The sequence below is a fragment of the Colwellia sp. MB3u-55 genome (assembly GCF_014076785.1).
Lineage (GTDB): Bacteria > Pseudomonadota > Gammaproteobacteria > Enterobacterales > Alteromonadaceae > Colwellia_A.
In genome coordinates, this window is record NZ_JACGUS010000108.1 from 1 (window position 1) to 20,202 (window position 20,202).

At 38.1% G+C, this 20,202-nt stretch carries 16 protein-coding genes; 7 read left to right on the forward strand and 9 right to left on the reverse strand.

What is annotated here, in order from left to right:
• Nucleotides 1-1,148 precede the first annotated feature (1,148 nt).
• Nucleotides 1,149-1,883: a PEP-CTERM sorting domain-containing protein gene (locus H4J66_RS20615; RefSeq protein ID WP_409049359.1), complete on the forward strand. Its 735-nt coding sequence runs from the start codon at nucleotides 1,149-1,151 to the stop codon at nucleotides 1,881-1,883.
• Nucleotides 1,884-2,810: 927 nt separating this feature from the next.
• Here the strand turns inward: H4J66_RS20615 and H4J66_RS07890 are convergent.
• Nucleotides 2,811-4,772, reverse strand: coding sequence for a methyl-accepting chemotaxis protein (locus tag H4J66_RS07890; protein ID WP_182172838.1), 1,962 nt, complete (start codon nucleotides 4,770-4,772; stop codon nucleotides 2,811-2,813).
• A gap of 483 nt (nucleotides 4,773-5,255) precedes the next feature.
• Here H4J66_RS07890 and H4J66_RS07895 point away from each other — a divergent pair, with 483 nt between their 5' ends.
• Nucleotides 5,256-6,806: a response regulator gene (locus H4J66_RS07895; RefSeq protein ID WP_182172841.1), complete on the forward strand. Its 1,551-nt coding sequence runs from the start codon at nucleotides 5,256-5,258 to the stop codon at nucleotides 6,804-6,806.
• Nucleotides 6,807-6,894: 88 nt separating this feature from the next.
• On the opposite strand, the gene yfbR is transcribed toward H4J66_RS07895, so the two are convergent.
• Both yfbR and H4J66_RS07905 read right to left on the reverse strand, forming a co-directional pair.
• Nucleotides 6,895-7,488 (reverse strand): 5'-deoxynucleotidase, encoded by a 594-nt coding sequence (gene yfbR / locus H4J66_RS07900; protein ID WP_182172844.1) that lies wholly within the window; start codon nucleotides 7,486-7,488, stop codon nucleotides 6,895-6,897.
• A 23-nt stretch (nucleotides 7,489-7,511) separates the two neighbouring features.
• Nucleotides 7,512-8,726: a pyridoxal phosphate-dependent aminotransferase gene (locus H4J66_RS07905; protein WP_182172847.1), complete on the reverse strand. Its 1,215-nt coding sequence runs from the start codon at nucleotides 8,724-8,726 to the stop codon at nucleotides 7,512-7,514.
• 169 nt (nucleotides 8,727-8,895) lie between these two features.
• Between H4J66_RS07905 and H4J66_RS07910 the strand changes: the two genes are divergently transcribed.
• Nucleotides 8,896-9,486 carry a hypothetical protein gene (locus tag H4J66_RS07910; RefSeq protein WP_182172850.1) on the forward strand — a complete coding sequence of 197 codons (591 nt, stop codon included), beginning with the start codon at nucleotides 8,896-8,898 and terminating at the stop codon, nucleotides 9,484-9,486.
• A 100-nt stretch (nucleotides 9,487-9,586) separates the two neighbouring features.
• Complete coding sequence (locus H4J66_RS07915) at nucleotides 9,587-10,909, forward strand: hypothetical protein (protein ID WP_182172853.1); 1,323 nt, start codon at nucleotides 9,587-9,589, stop codon at nucleotides 10,907-10,909.
• 179 nt (nucleotides 10,910-11,088) lie between these two features.
• Here the strand turns inward: H4J66_RS07915 and H4J66_RS07920 are convergent, their stop codons facing one another.
• Entirely contained in the window at nucleotides 11,089-12,786 is a 1,698-nt protein-coding gene (locus H4J66_RS07920) for a proline--tRNA ligase (protein WP_182172856.1), read from the reverse strand.
• A 361-nt stretch (nucleotides 12,787-13,147) separates the two neighbouring features.
• Between H4J66_RS07920 and H4J66_RS07925 the strand changes: the two genes are divergently transcribed.
• From H4J66_RS07925 to H4J66_RS07935, 3 genes are read left to right on the forward strand one after another with little or no spacing between them, the layout of a single operon-like run.
• Entirely contained in the window at nucleotides 13,148-14,080 is a 933-nt protein-coding gene (locus H4J66_RS07925) for a MoxR family ATPase (RefSeq protein WP_182172859.1), read from the forward strand.
• A gap of 9 nt (nucleotides 14,081-14,089) precedes the next feature.
• The gene (locus H4J66_RS07930; protein WP_182172862.1) at nucleotides 14,090-15,127 is read left to right on the forward strand and encodes a DUF58 domain-containing protein; all 1,038 of its coding nucleotides are present in this window, start codon (nucleotides 14,090-14,092) and stop codon (nucleotides 15,125-15,127) included.
• Nucleotides 15,124-17,199, forward strand: a complete 2,076-nt coding sequence (locus H4J66_RS07935; RefSeq protein ID WP_182172865.1) for a DUF3488 and transglutaminase-like domain-containing protein — start codon at nucleotides 15,124-15,126, stop codon at nucleotides 17,197-17,199. The genes H4J66_RS07930 and H4J66_RS07935 overlap by 4 nt, the downstream gene beginning before the upstream one ends.
• Here H4J66_RS07935 and H4J66_RS07940 read toward each other — a convergent pair.
• From H4J66_RS07940 to H4J66_RS07960, 5 genes are all read right to left on the reverse strand, one after another.
• Nucleotides 17,196-17,921 (reverse strand): DUF2982 domain-containing protein, encoded by a 726-nt coding sequence (locus H4J66_RS07940; protein WP_182172868.1) that lies wholly within the window; start codon nucleotides 17,919-17,921, stop codon nucleotides 17,196-17,198. The genes H4J66_RS07935 and H4J66_RS07940 overlap by 4 nt on opposite strands.
• A gap of 151 nt (nucleotides 17,922-18,072) precedes the next feature.
• Complete coding sequence (locus tag H4J66_RS07945; protein WP_182172869.1) at nucleotides 18,073-18,261, reverse strand: hypothetical protein; 189 nt, start codon at nucleotides 18,259-18,261, stop codon at nucleotides 18,073-18,075.
• 86 nt (nucleotides 18,262-18,347) lie between these two features.
• Nucleotides 18,348-18,959: an urease accessory protein UreG gene (ureG, locus tag H4J66_RS07950; RefSeq protein WP_182172872.1), complete on the reverse strand. Its 612-nt coding sequence runs from the start codon at nucleotides 18,957-18,959 to the stop codon at nucleotides 18,348-18,350.
• Nucleotides 18,960-19,012: 53 nt separating this feature from the next.
• On the reverse strand, nucleotides 19,013-19,750 hold the full coding sequence (locus tag H4J66_RS07955; protein WP_182172875.1) for an urease accessory protein UreF: 738 nt from the start codon (nucleotides 19,748-19,750) through the stop codon (nucleotides 19,013-19,015).
• On the reverse strand, nucleotides 19,740-20,192 hold the full coding sequence (locus H4J66_RS07960; RefSeq protein WP_182172878.1) for an urease accessory protein UreE: 453 nt from the start codon (nucleotides 20,190-20,192) through the stop codon (nucleotides 19,740-19,742). Before H4J66_RS07960 ends, H4J66_RS07955 begins: the two co-directional genes overlap by 11 nt.
• Nucleotides 20,193-20,202 lie beyond the last annotated feature (10 nt).

Below are 20,202 nucleotides of genomic sequence, written 5' to 3' on the forward strand. Positions count from 1 at the left end.
GTGTATCAGATAAACTGATTTGTTGTGAACGAGGCTTGGGCATAAAAATCACCACACTTATAAGAGGGTAAATTAAGTGTAGTTTATTGTTGAAAAAACAAACAAGTTATTATGGGTGGCTTAATGGTGGTTAATACGGCGTATCAGATAAAATAATTTGATGTGAACGAGGCTTAGGCATAACAATCACCACACTTAACAGGGGTGATTTAAGTGTAGTTTATTGTTGAAAAAACAAACAAATTATTATGGTTGGCTTAATGAGAGATGTTCGATTTCACTATGGGGGCTCATTGCGTCATAGAATTTAGGATGTGCGCTAAGCGGAATTAATTATTTGATAGTTTAGGGGGGGACAGTCCGTTAAAGGTCATGTTGCTGAACGTATATTTAGGTATATTAACTAAAGTTTTTTCATAATATTTACTGCGATAACACTTCCTAACTAATCTCCTGCTGTGACGTTTAATCAAGTTTGTAAAAGTGAGGGCATTCATATATGACGACCAAAGCTGTTCCAGTTGGTTAATCAAATATAGTGTTTAGTCTTTATTTTGCTGGTATTAAAAAATTTTCTTAACTTGCTGCTCGGTTAGCGCAGGCGATTTAGGTTTTGGTCGATGAAATGGGGTTGTCATCATGGCTGCCAAACCGAAAGTTAGCCAATGAACCGACTACCAGAGGCTCCATGGGAGCATAGCCGATGAAAAAATAAAAAACTTTTTTAGTGTCTGGTTATTTTACACTTCTAACTGACTTATATCAGTGCTTTTTATATGCCCTTGAATTTTAAGTATATTAATGTGTTGGTATGTGTTTTGCTTTTGGTCACATATCACAAGTGATGACGTTTCACTTTTTAGCATTTTCCTTGAATAACAGTGTTTTGAAGGAATAAAAAGGAATATCAAATGAAAACGAAATTTTTAAGCTCCATGCTGGCTGGCATCGCCTTCACTCTTAGTAGCCAATCAGCACTAGCAGGACTAATCTCCTTCGATTACGAAGGACAGATTGTTCAGTATACAGTCAACACAACAGGTACCTACGAGATATTCGCGGCAGGAGCAAGCGGGGGAAAGAGCAGATACCAACAAGGGGGGGCTGGAGCAATTAAAGGAGGCAGTCTGTTTCTAACTACAGGGCAGATGCTCTCCATTGCTGTTGGTGGAAAAGGTATAAATGGTAATCATTCCGGCGGCGATGGTAATTATTCTGGCGGCGGCGGTGGTGGCAGTTTTGTTACTTTAAATTCAGGCCCCACTTTTGATTCTTTAGTTATCGGTGGAGGTGGAGGTGGAGGTAACTACAGCCAAGACTATGGAGTGGGCCAAGATGCGAATTTAGGCACCTCCGGTGATTCAGGAGGTAGGTGTTTTCAGGATGCTGACTACAGTGTTGGCGGAGTAAATGGCAATGGAGGTGAAGGTGCTAACTGCCGTAAAAACAAATCTCCACGAAGGAACGCAGCTGGTGGTGGTGGCTTCTTCACGAACGGGGGTAACGGTGGTGGCGGCGGTGTCGGTGGTGGACAGTCCTTCCTTAATGGGCTTGCAGGCGGCACGAACTATTATCCGAACGGGAGAGGCGGATTCGGTGGCGGCGGCAGCGGTTACAATGGTGGCGGTGGCGGTGGCGGTTATAGTGGTGGCGCCGGTTCCTCAAGATTTTATGGCGGTGGCGGTGGCGGCTCTTTTTTTAGCACTAATGTCGCTTTACAACCCAGTGAATTGACCCCTGTTGGAGGCACTGGACACCGTGGTAATGGCTACGTAACACTTGAACTAATATCGGACACAGTGCCAGTGACAGAACCGACCACGCTTGTTATATTAGGGCTAGGGCTTGCTGGTCTTAGACTGTCACGCCGTAAGAAAACGTAAATATAGCCTACAAAAAAGCCTGCTAGCCCGCAGGTTTTTTTATTTCTGTACGTTGGAAAATTTTTCGAATTAGCAAATAATTAACGTACGGCTCCCACTAATTAACATGCGCTAAGATGCCCTAGTTTAGAGCCCGCTTATATGTATTTCTGAAAAGTGGCATAAGTGAGGGTTAAACCAAATTCCCAATCAGTTTAGTTTTTAGCACTAATATTTGTTGGTGCTAATGCCACCTTGGTGCGCTATAGCGGAAATAAACATCTTCAAGTCTAATAGTTTTTTACAGTTAGGAAAGTGGCATTAGTGAGCCTTAGATAATTAATTTACCGACCATTTTTATGTACTACTGCCAAGGTCTTTTTAGTGTGATTTACGTAAATGAACATAAAAAATTTTTCCTATATTTTCTAATGAATCTATTTTGCTGCTAAATTAATAACTTAATGATAAATTTGGTACGTTTATGTAACATAGGAATTTAGACGCGTTTATCTCAATTAAATCTTCAACCATTTGTTTTTTATCGGTTTATACTGTTTGGAGTATGTGCATAACGTGCCATTTTTGGGATCGAATAACACATAGCCTGTTACTTTTATTCATAAAAGACACTCAAAACAGATAAGCTTGCTGGCCACTTACTAAATCTATTATATAAAGTTTTGTGTGTGAATTAATCAGCTCGATATGTCGACAGTTTAAATCGAAATACACACTAATAAGGCGTTAGGTTACTAAGGAAAGTTTATTAAATGCGCTCACCAGTATTTTTGGTCTATGGGGCGCATTACTTATAATCTTTACTAAGCAATAATAAGGTGTTTAAGTAGGGCAAACAAGTGGGCTAGAGCCTGTAACAAAATCTGTTACAGGTTGGTAATAAATAGTTAAAATATAGTGCTTCGTTATTTAATACTAATATTGGTGTTAATTATTGACTTTAAAGCGACCGACTAAATTTGTTAAATCTTTGGATAAAACAAGTAAGTCATTCGATCCGTCGGCCAATGTATCAGCAGTATTAACAATACCTTTTGCAGATTGATTGATGCCACTAATATCGTCATTGATCAAGTCCGATGAACTGCACTGTTGATCTGCGGCTTGAGTAATACGCGAGATATTTTCTTTCATTTGTCCAACCAAAGTACTGATTTGGTTAAATGATTGATTCGCTTGTTCAATTTTATCGATAGCCTGTTTCGATTGTTCGACATTCACGCCCATTTGTTGAGAAACAACACGTGTTTTATCTAGCAAGTTCATTAATACAGCATCAATTTCTTCGGTAGCGCCTCGCGAGCGTTGCGCTAATGTTCTCACTTCATCTGCGACCACAGCAAAGCCTCGCCCTTGCTCACCCGCTCTTGCCGCTTCAATAGCCGCATTAAGTGCTAACAGATTGGTTTGTTCAGCAATGCTTCTGATAACATCTAATATTTTAGTAATATTCTCACTTTCTAGTTCAAGTGACTTCATCGATTGAGATGATTCACTTAACGATTGATTTAACGAACTCACTTCACTTACCGTGACAGAAATTAACGAAATACCTTTTTTTGAGTACTCTTCAGTTTTCATAATAGTCGTCGAACTTTCTTGGCAGTCGTTTGATGTTTGATGTGCGATATCTGTCATCGTTGCGATAAGGTTATTGACATTATTTATTGATTGTTCTTGTTTATGGCTGACTGATTTTACATCAGCGATTTGTATACCCGATTGATTAGCCACCACATTTAATGTTGATGCACAGGTTTTAATATCAACAACAAGCTGATGAATCGAGTCTAAGAATTGATTAAACCATTGAGCCAATTCACTGACTTCATCTTGACCAATAATCTCTAGTCGCTTAGTTAAATTTCCATCACCTTGTGCAATATCACGTAAACCTTCAGCCACACGGTTAATGGGTTGAACAATACGATTGGCTAACCAAAATCCTATGGCAATAAATAATGTCACCATGATAAAGGCAATCACGGTAATGGTCTGACTCAGATTATATGCAGGCGCCAAAATTTCATCGCTATGGATGACGCCAACAAAACGCCACTTTAGTTCTTTTGAATAATAACTGGCAACGTCAACATCTTCACCTAAATGCTCGGTAGAAAAATGATCTTGATTTGGACTTTTTTGTAATATGGAAAATAATGATGATGATGAAAGATCTTTAATATTTTTGAAGTTATTCTCTGGTGTTTTGGCATCAGCTAATACGGTTCCTGACTCATCAATAAGAATGAGATAGCCGCTTTCACCTAGTTTTGTATTACTTAATATATCCGTTAATGTTGAAAGGGTAACATCTAGACCTTGTACACCTATAATGTCGCCTTGCTTATTTTTGACCACTAATGCAGAAGTTACTACAGGTTTTCCTATGACATCTTGATATGCTTCAGTAATAATTGGAGCGTTGGGAGAGGCTAGCGCCTGTTTGTACCAAGGACGTTGTCTTGGATCATAACCTCCAAGCACCTCTAATGGATATTGAACAAAGCCACCTTCTTTGGTACCTGTGTATACGTATAGTAAATCAGGGTGTGATGAACCAAAATCTTCATATAGCTTATATAAATTTAATTCTTCGACAGAATCATTTTTTGGCTCCATCATATGTTCAGAGTCAATATAAGTATGAGTATTATCAGGAAGTTGGGTTGTCAATTTATTTTGAGCTAAAAATTTTACGTTAGCTTTGATCTGTTGAAAGAACAGTTGAAAGCCGTTGTCTACCTGCCTTAACTCATCGTGAGTGCGTTCCACAAAGCTTGTTGAAGATTTAGAAATTGTCATTGATATACTGACAATTGCAATAGCAATAATTGGTAAAATAACTGTAGCAGCAAAGCTCAACGTTAGTTTAGAGCGAATATTCATAAAAAATTCATTAAATAATCGTAAATGTAGCCATAATATAACTGAGAATGATACTGAGACCAAGCCCAAATGAGTCAGAGTGAAAGTATTGGCTAAACTACAAAACTGTGACCGATTTTACTTCACCACTTCAGTATCTTAAAAATCCAAAAGTTTTCAAAAAAGCTTCAACCAAATTACAGTAAATTCAGGTCCAGTTGAGCCGTTGAAAAAAAGGCTCTTCTCGCAGACACAAAAAAAACACGCCTCAACAAACTTCACGGAAAAATCTCTTGCCATCTATGATTATTAGTTGTGTTTTTTTAGTGAAAGTTTATCAGTGAAGAATAGCCACTTTGCTTTGTCTATAGGTGTTTTAGTTTATATTGCGCATTATTTTAAGGCTTTATTTATTATATTTACCAATTATTTACATAAATAGCAGAAAATATTCTATATATTTATTACACTTAGGGTTAACTATAACAATAATACGAATTAATAATGTCAAACTTTCTCTTTAAAGAAGAATCTGCAGGCGAGTCCTTAACGTCAAAACCAAAGAAGCACAAGGTCTGGCGGATACTTGTCATTGATGATGATGAATCTGTGCATCAAGTCACTCGACTGGTTTTAGCGGATGCTACTATTGAACACAGAAGCTTGGAAATTGTTTCGGCTTATTCTTCTATTGAAGCACGTGAGATATTATTAAAAGATGATACCTTTTGCATGGCCTTTGTTGATGTTGTTATGGAAACTGATCATGCAGGCTTAGAGCTTGTTGAATGGATCCGTAATACCTTAAAAAACCAAGCAATACGTCTTATTCTAAGAACGGGTCAGGCGGGTTCAGCTCCTGAAGCTAAAGTGATTAAAGAATTTGATATTAATGACTACAAAGAAAAAACTGATTTTACTGCCGGTAAAATGACTACAACTGTCTACGCAAGTATTCGCGCTTACCGTGACATAATGACGATACAGCGTAGTTTAGATGCTTTTAAACAGTTAATAAAAGCCACTCATGATCTTTTGAAAATCAATCAATTCAAGCCTTTTGGCTCTGCTGCTTTAGAACACTTACTGACCTTAATGGATGTTGACAGTTCTGCGCTTTATATTGCCCGAAGCCAATTAGAATATGATGAAACTAGTTCAAATCTGATTATTGCCTGTACCGGTAAGTATGTGAGTGAGTCAGATAGTCTTGAAGCGTCAGATATTTCTAGTGATGTTAAACATTTAATCCAGAAAGCGTTCGAAAATAAAAAGCATTATTTCACTGATGAGATATTTGTTGGATATTATGAAACATCAGGGAATTCAGTCTCGGTACTTTATATTGAATTCGAAGATGACGCAGAGCATTTTAAAGCCAGTTTAGCCGAGTTATTTGCCACTAATATTGCCCTTATCCTTGATAGTTTATCTAAACAACATGAGCTAGAAAAAACTCAGAAAGAACTGCTCTATATCGTTGGAGAAGCGATTGAAACGCGTAGTAAAGATACTGGGGCTCACGTTCATCGAGTTGCACTTATTTGTGAACTGTTAGCGAAAAAATTACAACTAAGTGAGGCCTTTATTAATGCTATTCGCTTAGCTGCACCACTGCACGATATTGGTAAGGTGGTTATTCCCGTTAATTTACTTCATAAACCGGGCAAGCTTGATAACAACGAATGGGAAATTATGAAAACTCATGCCGACGCAGGGTTTCAATTATTATCAAAATCTAAAACGAGTGTTTCAAAGTTAGGTGCAAGGTTAGCACGTTATCATCATGAAAATTGGGATGGCAGTGGTTATCCCGATGGCTTAAGTGGTGAAGAAATACCGCTTGAAGCACGTATTATGGCTATTGCCGATGTTTTCGATACCTTGGGCTCTGAAAGTTGTTATAAAGATAAATGGTCTGATACCGAGATAAAAGCTTTCTTAATTGAACAAAGCGGCAAAAAGTTTGAAGCAAAAATGATTTATGTGTTTATAGAAAACTATGATGAGTTTTGCCAAATTAGAGTGTTGAATCCAGGTGAATCTCCATTGTAAAACTGTATAAGCAGCCGAGGTTATTGTTGTCAATTAGTGGAAGAGTAGAACATTTTTATTAATGTTCTACTTTGAAGTTAACATAAACTTAATTTTGGCTAATTTTATCGACGGTAGCTGAACAAGCTTCAAGGAATATATCCATAAAATATTCAACTTCAGGCATTTCTTTTTTTAAGCCATCTAGTTTTATTTCTAAGCGCTCTTTAACGTGTAAAAATTCAGGGTTGTGGTGATTGAGCTCATCGAGTGCTTTGATATAAGCAACTAAAATGTCCGCTGCTTTTACTATCGCTTTATAATGGATTTCAACGTTATCTTGAACAATAATATCCGAAAAAAGTTCTTGAAACTCTTCAGGTAAAGACGCTAAACATTCTTTTTCTGCTAAGTACTCTATCTTCTTGAATTCTCTTGCAATTTCTTTGTTAGCATATTTAGTTGGACTAACAATATCTCCGTAGCGAGTTTCACTTGCCTCATGATATAAAGCGATAGTGGCAACACGGTCAGCATTGATGTTACCTCCAAATTTCTTATTTTTAATGACCGCTAGCAAGTGAGCGACAATCGCAACTTGATGTGAGTGCTCGGCAACGTTTTCTGGCTTCACACAAAACATTAGCGCCCAACGTTTGATTAACGGCATTCTGAACATCCAAGCTAAAAAAGTACTCTGCATGATTATTTCCCTTATATAAGTAGTTATTGGCTATAGGTACTGAAAAAATTCTTAAGTTTGGTCATTGCTGGCACTAATTCGTCAACATGGGGGAGAAAAACCAAACGAAAATAATTTTTCTCCTGAATGTTAAACGCACCGCCATGGACCAAAAGAATTTTTTCTTGTCTGAGTAAATCTAAAATCATTTTTTCATCATCAAGAATATTAAATTTTTCTTGGTCAACTTTAACAAACAAATACAAGGCCCCCATCGCAGGGTTACAAGATAAACCATCAATTTCGTTGATCATTTTATGCGCTAGATTTCGCTGCTTGATTAAACGGCCATCATCCTTTATCAATTCATTAATACTTTGATAACCACCTAATGCTGTTTGAATAGCATGTTGACAAGGGACGTTGGCACATAAACGCATCGAAGCAAGAATATTCAAGCCTTCTAAGTAATCTTCAGCATGGAATTTAGGACCACTAATTACCATCCAGCCAGCACGAAAGCCAGCGATACGGTAATTTTTTGATAAACCGCCCATGGTAATAATTAAGACATCTTGTGCCAAACTCGCGGTAGGTATATGGGTAGCTTGATCGTACAAGATTTTGTCATAAATTTCGTCACTAAAAATAATTAAGTCGTACTTACGTGCTAGTTCAATGATGCCCTTTAACAGCGCTTCACTGTAAACAGCGCCCGTTGGATTATTGGGGTTAATGAGCACAATAGCTTTGGTTTTATCAGTGATCTTGTTCGCCATATCTACTAAGTCAGGAAACCATTGGTTTTCTTCGTCACAGCGATAATGAATAGCTTTACCACCCGATAGCGCTACGGATGCTGTCCACAAGGGGTAATCGGGTGCGGGTATCAAGACTTCATCGTCATTATTTAATAACGCTTGCATCGCCATCACAATTAATTCACTGACACCATTACCGATAAAAATATCTTCAACGCTAACATCTAATATACCTTGTTGCTGAAAATACTGCATCACGGCAACACGTGCCGAATAAATACCTTTAGATTCGCAATACCCTTGAGCTGTCGGTAGGTTGCGAATAACATCTTTTAGAATATCATCGGGAGCAGCAAAACCAAACGGGGCAGGGTTACCGATATTAAGCTTTAATATTTTATGGCCTTCATCTTCTAATTTTCGGGCTTCGGCGGCGATTTGTCCTCTAATTTCATAACAAACATTATTCAATTTTGATGATTTTTTGATGTTTTTCATTAGCGGTGTCTCATAGAATATTTTTAATATTGTGGTTGATGATATATTCCTCATTGTTACTAATAATCAACCGCTTTGAAACAGTTACTTGCAAATTTTTTATAGCATTAATGAAATAAAAGCGTCATCTTGTTATTAATTGAGTGAAATTTAAGCACGGAGGTCAATAATGCCATTACCTTTATTATGGTTAGGGGCTGCTGCAATATCAGCATTCGCGGTAAAAGAGTTAGCCGATGACCTTAAGAAACAGCAAAGAAAACGCTTTTATTATCGTGATGCACAATGTCTTGGTCGGTTTAATGAACATGAATCTCCGGTTGTCCAGTATCCAACCGATTTGTTTACTACTACGGAAAAAGTGAAACCAGAAATTGGCGCAATTGTTTGTTGTGGCGTTGGCGGTATACTTGATCACACCGCTATTTGGGTTGGTGATAATACCATTGTTGAACTCGATGGTAATGGTTTAATTAAAGCTATTTCGGTGCAACGCTTTACTAAGGAGCGCTCAGGAAAGCATATTTTTATTGCTTGTGATTCAACAGCAAAACCTTTTGCCAGTGAACTTGCCGCGCAACGTGCTCAGCAACAAATTTTTCAATACCGAGATTATCATATGATAGAAAATAACTGTCACCAATTTATTTGGCAATGTTTTAAACCCCATGATAAGAATTTAACAACGTTTAAGGCGCTTAATATTCGCTTAGCGAGATTATACGATCGGAAAATTTATTGGGATATTTGTGATTGCTGATCAGTTAATTAGATAAAATAGTGGTATTTATCACTATACTTTTACCGGTAAGGCAATCAGAATATAGCTCAATAATATTGTGTACAATGAAGGTTTACTTTTGAAGCTTTGGTTAAAAAGAATTTTACTCTTGTTCGTTTCACTGTTTTGCTTTGCTATCATTGTCATTTTTATGGCTTTACAGTCAACGCCGCAGTTGCAAAGAACACATCAAATTGATGCTAATTCGGCGACAGAAAATAAACGTATTGCTCAGCGTTTAATTCAGTCCTTAAAGAGTGATCAGCAACCGATTAAATTGCAAGCTACTCAGGCTGAACTTCATGGACTCAGTGCTTTTGGTCACCGAGCCATTCCACAACTAAGCTCTGATGTAGTTTTATTTAAAGACAGTGCTTTAATTAACTTTTCTATAGCCTTGCCTTTACCCAAGCTTATAAAATACCTTAATGTGGAGATGATGCTTGTTTCTTCAAAGGAAGGTCTTGATTTGGGCACCGTTTATATTGGTAATGTTGCGCTACCGGGTAATGGATTACTTAAATTGGCTGAATGGTTTACTAACCTATATGTAAAAGAAGAATTTGGCAGCACGCTATTAAGTATGATCAAAAGTGTTGATATTAGTGCAGAGAAAATTTCTGTAGATATTGTACTTTCAGATGATTTAAAAAATGAGCCATTAAGCAATAAAAATAGTCTTTTTGCTTTACGTGATCAACTTGCCTTATATGGTGATGTTGAGGTAATACGGTTTTACTATCAAAGCCTTGTTGACACGATTGAGCAGTCAAAAACGCTTAAACTTTCGTTTGCTCAATATGTTGGTTTTACTTTTGGTTTAGTAAAACAACGTAATTTAGCCGCAATAACTGATTCACCGGCAAAAGAGAATCGAGCGGCTTTAATGGCCTTAGTGCTTTATTTTGGTACCAATAAGTTTGAGCTCTTAGTAGGGGATATTTCTAAGCTGTCAGCGGAGCAAATACAACAGCGCACAATACGCCGAGCAAGGGTTACGTTACGTGAAAGAGTGGACATTCAAAAGCATTTTATTTACTCCGTTGCTTTGCAGTTATTTGGTACCAGTACCGCAAGTAATGCTATTGGCGAGCTAAAAGAATTTTTAGACTCAAACAGTGGTGGTAGTGGTTTTAGTTTTGCCGACTTAATGGCCGATCGGGCTGGAACTCGCCTGGCAATGCTGGCGACAACCTCTGATGAAAGCGCCTTAAAAGTGCAAGAACACTTGGCTGATATCATTGATGAAACCCTGATTTTACCTGAGTTGACGGGGTTACCCGAAGGTATATCCCAACAGAAATTTGAACAATATTATCGTGATATTGATTCGTTAGTTTATCGTAGCATGCTACAAAGCATTGATGAGCGTTTACGTAAAATTCCTGTTTATCAAAATTAACGACAGCAATAGTCAGCAATAAAAAACGCGACCTTAAGGTCGCGTTTTTATGTTCAATATGAAGGTATATGTTCACAACTGCCTGGGTGTTAGCGCCGAAGATGGTCTTTCTCAAATACCATCAACTCTCTAGTCATTATTACTGAATCCTTGCATCTCACCGCTAAACAATGTGATGTTTAGCTAAATAAAGACATGATATCACTGATTGCCATTAACGATTTTTCACCACTAATACGGTTTTTCACTTCAACGTTCTGTTCATCAAGATTACGTTCACCAACAATTAATAATATTGGCGTACCAATTAATTCATGGTCGGCAAACATCACACCCGGACGTTCTTTGCGGTCATCGAAGATAACTTCAATGCCAGCTTGCTGTAATTGTGTGTATAAAGCTTCTGCGGTGTCTTTAACACGAGCAGACTTTGCCATATTCATTGGAACAATCGCTACTTGAAATGGTGCAATAGCTGCTGGCCATTTTATGCCATTTTCATCATGATTTTGTTCAATAGCCGCTGCAACAATACGTGAAACGCCTATGCCGTAACAGCCCATAGTTAACGTTTGATTTTTACCATTTTCTGTTAATACGCCACAATTCATTGCTTGAGCGTATTTTTCGCCTAACTGGAAAATATGGCCCACTTCAATACCGCGCTTAATGACAATATTACCAAGACCACAAGGGCTAGTATCGCCTTCGACGATGTTACGGATATCTTGAATGTTGATTTCATCACAATCACGTTTCCAGTTAACCCCAGTATAAGATTGACCGTTTACGTTGGCACCACAGACAAAGTCGCTTAGATGAGCAGCACTGCGGTCTACAATAACGTCAACAGATAAGCCTTTAGGGCCTAATGAGGTGATATGGCAGTTAGCAATTGCAGATATTTGTTCATCAGTTGCAAATGTTAAAGGTGAAGCGATAACAGATAAATTTTCAACTTTAACTTCATTTAGTTGATGATCGCCACGAAGCACTAGAGCAATGAATTTTTCTGGCTCACCTTTAGTACTAGAGCCAAGCACTAATAGTGTTTTAACCGTAGTTTTTAAATCTATGTTTGAGGTTTTTATTAATCGTTCAAGCTTTAATTCTACCCTAGTCAATTCCTGAGTTGGCTCTGCTCGTTCGCCTAATGGCGCAATAGCTTCAGCTTTCTCAACGTTTGCGGCAAAATCGCTACCATCACTAAAGGCGATATCGTCTTCGCCAGAATCAGCTAAAACATGAAATTCATGTGAAGCTTCACCACCAATAGAACCTGTATCAGCAATGACTGGACGGTAATCCAAACCTAAACGGTCGAAAATACGGCAATAAGCGTCAAACATAATTTGGTAAGTTTTCTTTAAACACTCTTCACCTAAATGGAAAGAGTAGGCGTCTTTCATTAAAAATTCACGACCACGCATCACACCAAATCGAGGGCGTATTTCATCGCGAAATTTTGTTTGAATTTGAAATATATTCAGCGGTAACTGTTTATAACTATTTATTTCATTAGCGACTAGTTTTGTAATGACTTCTTCGTGCGTTGGACCTAAAACGAAGGCGCGATCATGACGGTCATTTATGCGCAGTAGCTCAGGGCCGTAATCATTTAAACGTCCGGACTCTTCCCATAAATCAGCAGGTTGAACCATAGGCATTAATACTTCAATAGCGCCTGCTCGCTCCATTTCTTCACGAACAATATTTTCAACTTTTCTTAATACTTTGAGACCTGTGGGTAACCAAGTATATAAACCCGAAGCAACATTTCGAACAAGTCCGGCACGTAACATTAATTGGTGACTGATCACTTCGGCGCTGGCTGGCGTTTCTTTCAAGGTAGAAAGCAGGTATTGAGTAGTACGCATTGACTAAAGGTTCCGTAAAATATCAAGTATATAATTGTTAGTTATTCTAGCAGGGCGGGGCGATGGGCAAAAGGAAAATATAAACTCAGATGAATAAAGTTTAACGCATCAAAGAGTCAGTTTTAGCTATCTGCACCGGTTATTTAATTAAATAAAATAAAGTCTAATCATTAAGTGCCAGTTTACATTTTCGTTACTTGATCTCATGCCCGCATCAAGGCCAGGTAAAATGATTGCCCTTTGGTATTAATTACGGGTGTTTATCTTAAGTAATTATTGATATTATTTTGGCAGTTCTGTTACTTTATCGGCAGGTATATTTAATGACAACAACTCTTTTAAATGGCGTGGTGATCACTTTATGCAAGTTTTAGTTACGGCAATTTTAGCTCAGGTCGGCTCGGTTGTTTTAGGTAAGCCTAACGAAATACGTCTAGCTCTGGCATGTTTATTAGCAAAAGGTCATCTTTTAATAGAAGATTTACCGGGCATGGGTAAAACCACGTTAGCGCAGGTGTTAGCACAAACGCTTGGGCTTAGTTATCAACGAACGCAGTTTACCAGTGACTTGTTACCAGCGGATGTTATTGGTATCTCAATATTTAATCCTGACACTAAAAAGTTTGAGCTCCATCGAGGACCAATTTTTAATCAGGTGGTGTTAAGTGACGAAATCAACAGAGCAAGTCCTAAAACACAAAGCGCTTTACTTGAAGCAATGGAAGAGCATCAGGTTAGTATTGATGGGACAACCTACCCACTGCCACAACCTTTTTTTGTTATCGCCACACAAAATCCTTTAATACATGCGGGCACATACCCTTTACCCGAGTCACAACTCGATCGATTTATGATGCGTATATCTTTAGGGTTTCCTGATATAGCGGCAGAAAAACAAATTTTACAAAGTGAAAGTAGCCACGCGAGCTATAAAAAGCTATTACCTTGTGTTGATACCGACAAACTTATCGCCATGCAGGCAGCGGTATCACAAGTGACGGTATCAGATAATATTATTGACTATGTTATCGCCTTAAATCATGTCAGTCGCCAACAGGGGTTTGCTGGTAGACCTTTATCACCAAGAGCCGGACAAGCACTGGTGGCTGCTGCGAAAGCATGGGCTTTTATCGATGAGAGGACCTATGTCATACCCGAAGATATTCAAACCGTCTTTAGCTCGGTCTGTCAGCATAGACTTGAGTTGACCACTCTTGGCTTTGGAGAGCAACAAGAGAACATTTCAGCGCAGGTTATTGCACAAGTTAATGTTTTAAATCCACTGAATTCATAATGTATATCAATGGTGTTAACCATAAATAGCGTTAACTCAACAATAGAGACGACAGTGACAAAATTGGCAATACCGATAAAAAATTATCTTAGTCGCTTTGTTAATAAGCAATTTCATCATTGGCTAAAGCGTCGGATACCGCCTGCAAGAAAGCATAAATTATCAAATCATAATATTTTTATTATGCCAAGCCGCTTTGGTGTTGCTTATCTCTTTTTTGTGGTGTTGTTATTCCTGTTAGCAACCAACTATCAAAATAATGTCATCATGTTATTAAGCTACTTAATGGCGAGTGTGTTCATTACCACTATGATGCAGAGTTTTTTTAACTTATCGGGTCTGGCAATATCTGCAGATAAAACTGCCCTAGGGTATGCAAATCAAAATATACGCTTTGCTATTAATATATCTTCAGCTAATAAACGTCTTGCGATTAACTTTTGCTTTGATGACCAAGCTGTTCTTCATCTCCCTCAAAGTGAGCCTGGCGAACAAACTGTTTATGTTTGCTGCTCCTACCCAAACCGAGGGGTATATAATCCGGGTCGGTTGAAAGTGTCGAGTGAATATTCGTTAGGTTTATTTACCTCCTGGACAAGAATCGATTTTGACCAGCAATGTATTGTTTATCCTCAAGCCATGTCCTTAAGTTATCGACAAAGTGATTTTGGCGATGCAGAACAAGAAAATGTATTTTCACAAAGCAGTAAACCGGGTGTCGAAGATTTTTTTGAACTTAAAGCCTATCTTCCGGGAGAGCCACTTTCTCGTCTTGCTTGGAAACAATTCGCGCGCGGTCAAGGTCGGTTAACTAAGCATTATCATCAACAACAAGGAACCAGGTGTTGGTTAAAGCTTAACGATATGCCCAATCACGGACTGGAGAAGCAACTTGCGTACTTGTGTTTTCTAGTCAGTGAATACCACCGCAGCGAGCAAGTATTTGGTTTAGATTTAGCAGCAGAAAAAATACAGCCTAGCCAAGGTGAACTTCATTTTAAACAATGTTTAATGGCGCTAGCCATTTATCCTAAGTCGCCGCGATGATAAATAATACAGTGACAGGTGAAAAATTTAGCTTATTACCACAACATGCCTGGGTGTTGCTTGTTTGTCAGTGCCTAAATTTAGCCTTACTTGTTAATGAATTAACCCGCTGGATGTTGCTCATTATTGCTGTTTGTTTATGCTGGCGTGGCTTAACACTTATCAAGCCAGCAATAAAACCACAGCGACTCATTATCTTATTACTGGCTTGCTCTGGTTCTATTGCTATAGCACTAAGTGGTCGAGAATTAGGGGTCTTATTAAGCATGTTACATTTGCTTTGCTTTGCTTATGCTTTAAAAAGTTTAGAGTTAACTAGCCGCAAAGATTTTTATCAAATTGTCCTACTGGGTGTTTTTATACTGGCATCAGTGCTTATTTTCTCCCAATCTTTATTTTTGTCGCTTTTCGTCTTTTGCTTACTGGTGTTAAATTTAAGCTTGCTGTTAGCCTACTTTTCAGCGTCACTGAACATTAAAAATAATCTTTCTCAAAGTGCAATAACCGTGTTGAAGAGTATTCCGCTTGCTGTAGTTTTATTTATCGTTTTTCCTCGAGTTGCACCTTTTTGGCAAGTACCATCAGCAAAGTCTGCCCAAACCGGTTTAGCAGAAAGTGTTACACTGGGAGATATAGCCAATTTAGCTAGATCTTCAGCATTGGCCTTTCGAGTGAAATTTTTTACCGATATCCCGCAATACAATCAATTGTACTGGCGAGCAATGGTGATGGATGTTTTTGATGGGCGGACATGGCAACAGAGCAAAAATAGTTGGGCAAATATTGAGGAGCAGGCAAGTTCACTTAGTTTTACCCAGTCGACATTAAACGGAGTACAAACCCTTTATCAAGTCATGGTTGAGCCGAGTTATCAACGTTGGCTTTTTTCTTTAGCCGTGGTTGACCCTAAAAGTTTGACCAATAACCAAGTGACCATCAGGCCATTACCCAATTACACCATTATAAATAGTAAGCCTGTAAGTCAAACAACCAGTTATCAAATCAGTAGTTATACTCAATCATTGCTTAATGAGCCGTTAAGCGACGATCAATGGCTAACAAGTTTACAACTACCTACCGCCAGTAACCCTAAGCTGAAAGCGCAAGGCCAACAACTTAAGTTAAACTACCCAGATGAAATCGAACGTGCACAAGCTATTTTGGATATGATTAGAGAACAAGACTTCTATTATACGCTAACGCCGCCTTTATTAAATCGCGCTAAATTAGGGGATGAATTAGACCAGTTTTTCTATCAAACTAAAAAAGGCTTTTGTGTTCATTATGCCAGTGTCTTTACTTTTATGATGAGAGCGTCTGGTGTTCCTGCTCGCTTGGTCACTGGCTATTTAGGTGGCGAGTATAATAAACAAAGTGGTCATCTTAGTATCTACCAATATGATGCCCATGCATGGGCTGAAATTTGGGTTAATGGCCAAGGTTGGGTAAGGGTAGATCCCACGGCGGCAGTTAACCCAGAACGAGTAGAAAGTGGGCTTTCACAAATGTTACAGCAAGATGCCCTGTTCAATAACGACTTGCTAAATTTACATCGATACAAACACCTCGCTTGGATCAATAATCTGCGCTTACAGCTTGATGCGCTAGATTATCAATGGACAAGATTGGTTTTAGGTTATTCATCAAAAAAACAATATGATTTACTTAAACAATGGTTTGGTGATCTACATGCTTGGAAAGTAGCGGCAATTATTGGTGGCTCATTAATGTTAATGATGGCTGTGTTGTGGTTAGTTAATTTAAAGAGGGGTAAAGGTAACCCGCCGGTAAAATGGTTAACTCAGTATCAGCAAATAATAACGCAATTAAAAGCTAAAGGCTTAATAAAGCCTGACACTATGCCCGCGAGTCAATTTTCAAGGCTAGTTATTGAACGATTTCCTATGTTATCGAAAAACTTCATTGGCTATACCCAATGCTTTGAGGCACTCATGTATCAAGCATTATCCCCTCAGCAAAAAGAGCAGTGCCTAATCGAAATGGATCGCTACCAAAGACAATTAAAAAAACAATTAAAGCAGCTGAAAAAAACATCAACGGGCAGCCATTAATTTACTTGATAAGTTGAGCTTGCCATTTTACATTGTTTTAGTAGTTGGCTGAACTCATTAATGCCGCGGTCAAAACTGTCAGCAGGCAAGAATAAATGGTAACCAAAAGCAGAAGATAATCGTTCACTTTGATGGAGAAATGCCGCAATAGGGCCTTTTACATGCTCTCCAGTTGATAGAATAAAGGGTTCAAAATTCATTTGAGCTTGTTCCATTGTCATTAGCTGATGCAATACCCCATAAACAATTAATCCTTGTTGTTGATGGATTAACCTATTCGCTAATCTAACGGAAATGTTTTTTGCGATATTATCGATATGAACCAATCGTATACCGATATAAGGCAATGTTTCGCGTTCTACACCAACAACTTCAGCAACAATATTAATATTTTGTATATCTTGCCATGTTAATTGCCAGTGACCATAACGGTGATTAAAGGTTATTTTATCAGGCGTCAAATAGAGGCTAATGGCAGGTTCAAAAAGTTTAACTGCACCTACCAAAATAATAACCAGACAGAGAAGGATCATAAAAATGTAGGCGAATCTATATGATTGCCAATAATGTTGAGCGAATAAAAGCGTAGTAAGTAAAAGTAACACGCCAAAAATAACAAGAGAGATGCCGTTATGTTTAGCGATAGGTTTAATTATTATGCTTGGATGTTGCACAGCTTTACCTGTCATTTGACCATCATTATTTTTTATTGATAATGCCAATATGCCTAATTATTTGTGCGGTTAACAGTATATTTTTAAATATACTGTCTCCGATGCTCATTAATATATGTTTATGCCTGCTTGAGTGCATCATATTATCACCACAAATAACTATATTTATCTGTGGTGTCCTATTCACACTTAAAGGATATTAGTTTTTTTGTGAGCGCTTATCGTTAGACCATACGGCGACTTTATAGACAACTAGGACAAATATAGTCCAAAAAATAGCATGATAAAATGCATGAAAAGAGCCTTCACCCAAACCGTGATCATCATGGGCGAATGCTTGCGCCGAAAAGAGGTAAATAAAACTGACAAGTAGGGTTATAAATTTCATGGTTAATCCTTTTTTTAATGTTTAATGTTTAATGTTTAATTTTTGTTGTTTACTAGCAATAGATAATGATGTCGTTATCGCAAACATTACATCTGCAACATGCCTTCTTTTTCGATAAAGGCTATGATCTCGGCCAAACCTTGTTGTGTTTTCATATTTGAGAAAACAAAGGGTTTATCACCGCGCATTTTTTTAGTATCTCTATCCATCACCTCAAGTGATGCGCCGACTAAATCAGCAACATCTATTTTATTAATAATTAATAAATCAGACTTAGTGATACCCGGACCTCCTTTACGTGGGATTTTATCTCCGGCTGAAACATCAATAACATAAAGGGTTAAATCGGAAAGTTCAGGGCTAAACGTTGCGCTTAAGTTGTCACCGCCACTTTCAATTAATACAAAGTCTAGAGTGGGGTGAAGCTCTTGTAGTTCGTCAATGGCTGCTAGGTTCATTGAGGCATCTTCGCGAATCGCCGTATGAGGACAGCCACCGGTTTCAACGCCGATAATTCTGTCTGCTGCGAGAGCGTCATTTTTAGTTAAAAACTCAGCATCTTCACGAGTATAAATATCGTTGGTGACCACTGCCATATCATATTTATTACGTAGCGCTAGACATAGCTGTCGTAATAATGCGGTTTTTCCTGAGCCTACCGGGCCACCAACACCAATGCGTAAAACTTGTTTTATCATTTTTTATTTCTCTTTTTATTTTTATAAAGCATGTTATTAATCAACTTAATATATTAAGAACGAAAAAGTCGTGAATATTGTGTTTCATGCCAAGCACTTGCCATGGCTAAGTGCGGCAGACTGGCACCAATATCGTTATCTGAAATACCGTTTGATTTTTCAATAATTAATGGCGTCTGTTCAGTTAATTCAAATAGGAGATTTTGTGCCTGAGTTTGCCCAAGAGGCACTAATTTTGTTGCTGCCGCGACTTGATTGTCGATGTATGTCCAGCAGTAACCACTTTGTGCTGAAATTAAATCTAAATTAAAGACATAAGCGCAAAGCGCAAAAGCACTAACAAAGCTAATTTCTTTAAGGGTTATTATTGTTTGATAAGCGGCTAAATTAAGGTTGTTTAGCTGTTTCAGTAATCTTATTAAGGCTTTGCCCATTGCTAAATCAGCCAATAATAATTCATGACTTTCTCGACAAGCAATTAAATGGGTATTCCAGTTGTTAAAGTCGTCAAAATCATTTATCGATAACGCGTTAAATAGCCGTTTTAAAATGGCTAAATCGGTTTGTGCTATAGACTCCTCTAAATTAATCTTTATCCAACTTGCGGTCGTTTCTGATGATGTTAACCAACCCATTTCAACGCCATATTCTAATGCTTGTGAAAACGCAAACCCGCCCACGGGTAGGTTTGCGCTGCATAACTGTAATAACCGATTAAGCTTAATCGGCTCGGCGAGTGTTATTTCTGCTGGTACTAGTGACACAGGTTTCACTGCAGGTTTAGTGTGCATGGACGTGGCCTTGGCTACTAACGCCATAAGCACCATTTTCAGGTTCAAATATTGTTGGGGTATTATCAATCGTTAAACCATATTTCTGTGCAAGTTCTTCTAATACGTGATCGGGTTTAAAACGTACCCATAACTCGCCTATTTGCAGTGAGGTGTGTCGATTACCTAAGTGATAACAAACTTTACAAAAGGTTAACCAGTCAGTTGCAATAGCGGTTGATACAGGCTCCGCTTGACCTTTTATTTCAATGAATAATCCACAGTCTGTTTTTAGTACTTCACCGACTAATAATGGCTGTCCACGCGCCATAAAAATACCTATGTCAAAACCACCATCCGTTTTACCTTTAATACGTGCTTTTTTACGGGTGTCTTGATCTAACGTTATTGAGTCAGCTATATTATGGTGAGTATGGTCAAAACGCTGATGTGCTTGTAGCATGTAATTTCCT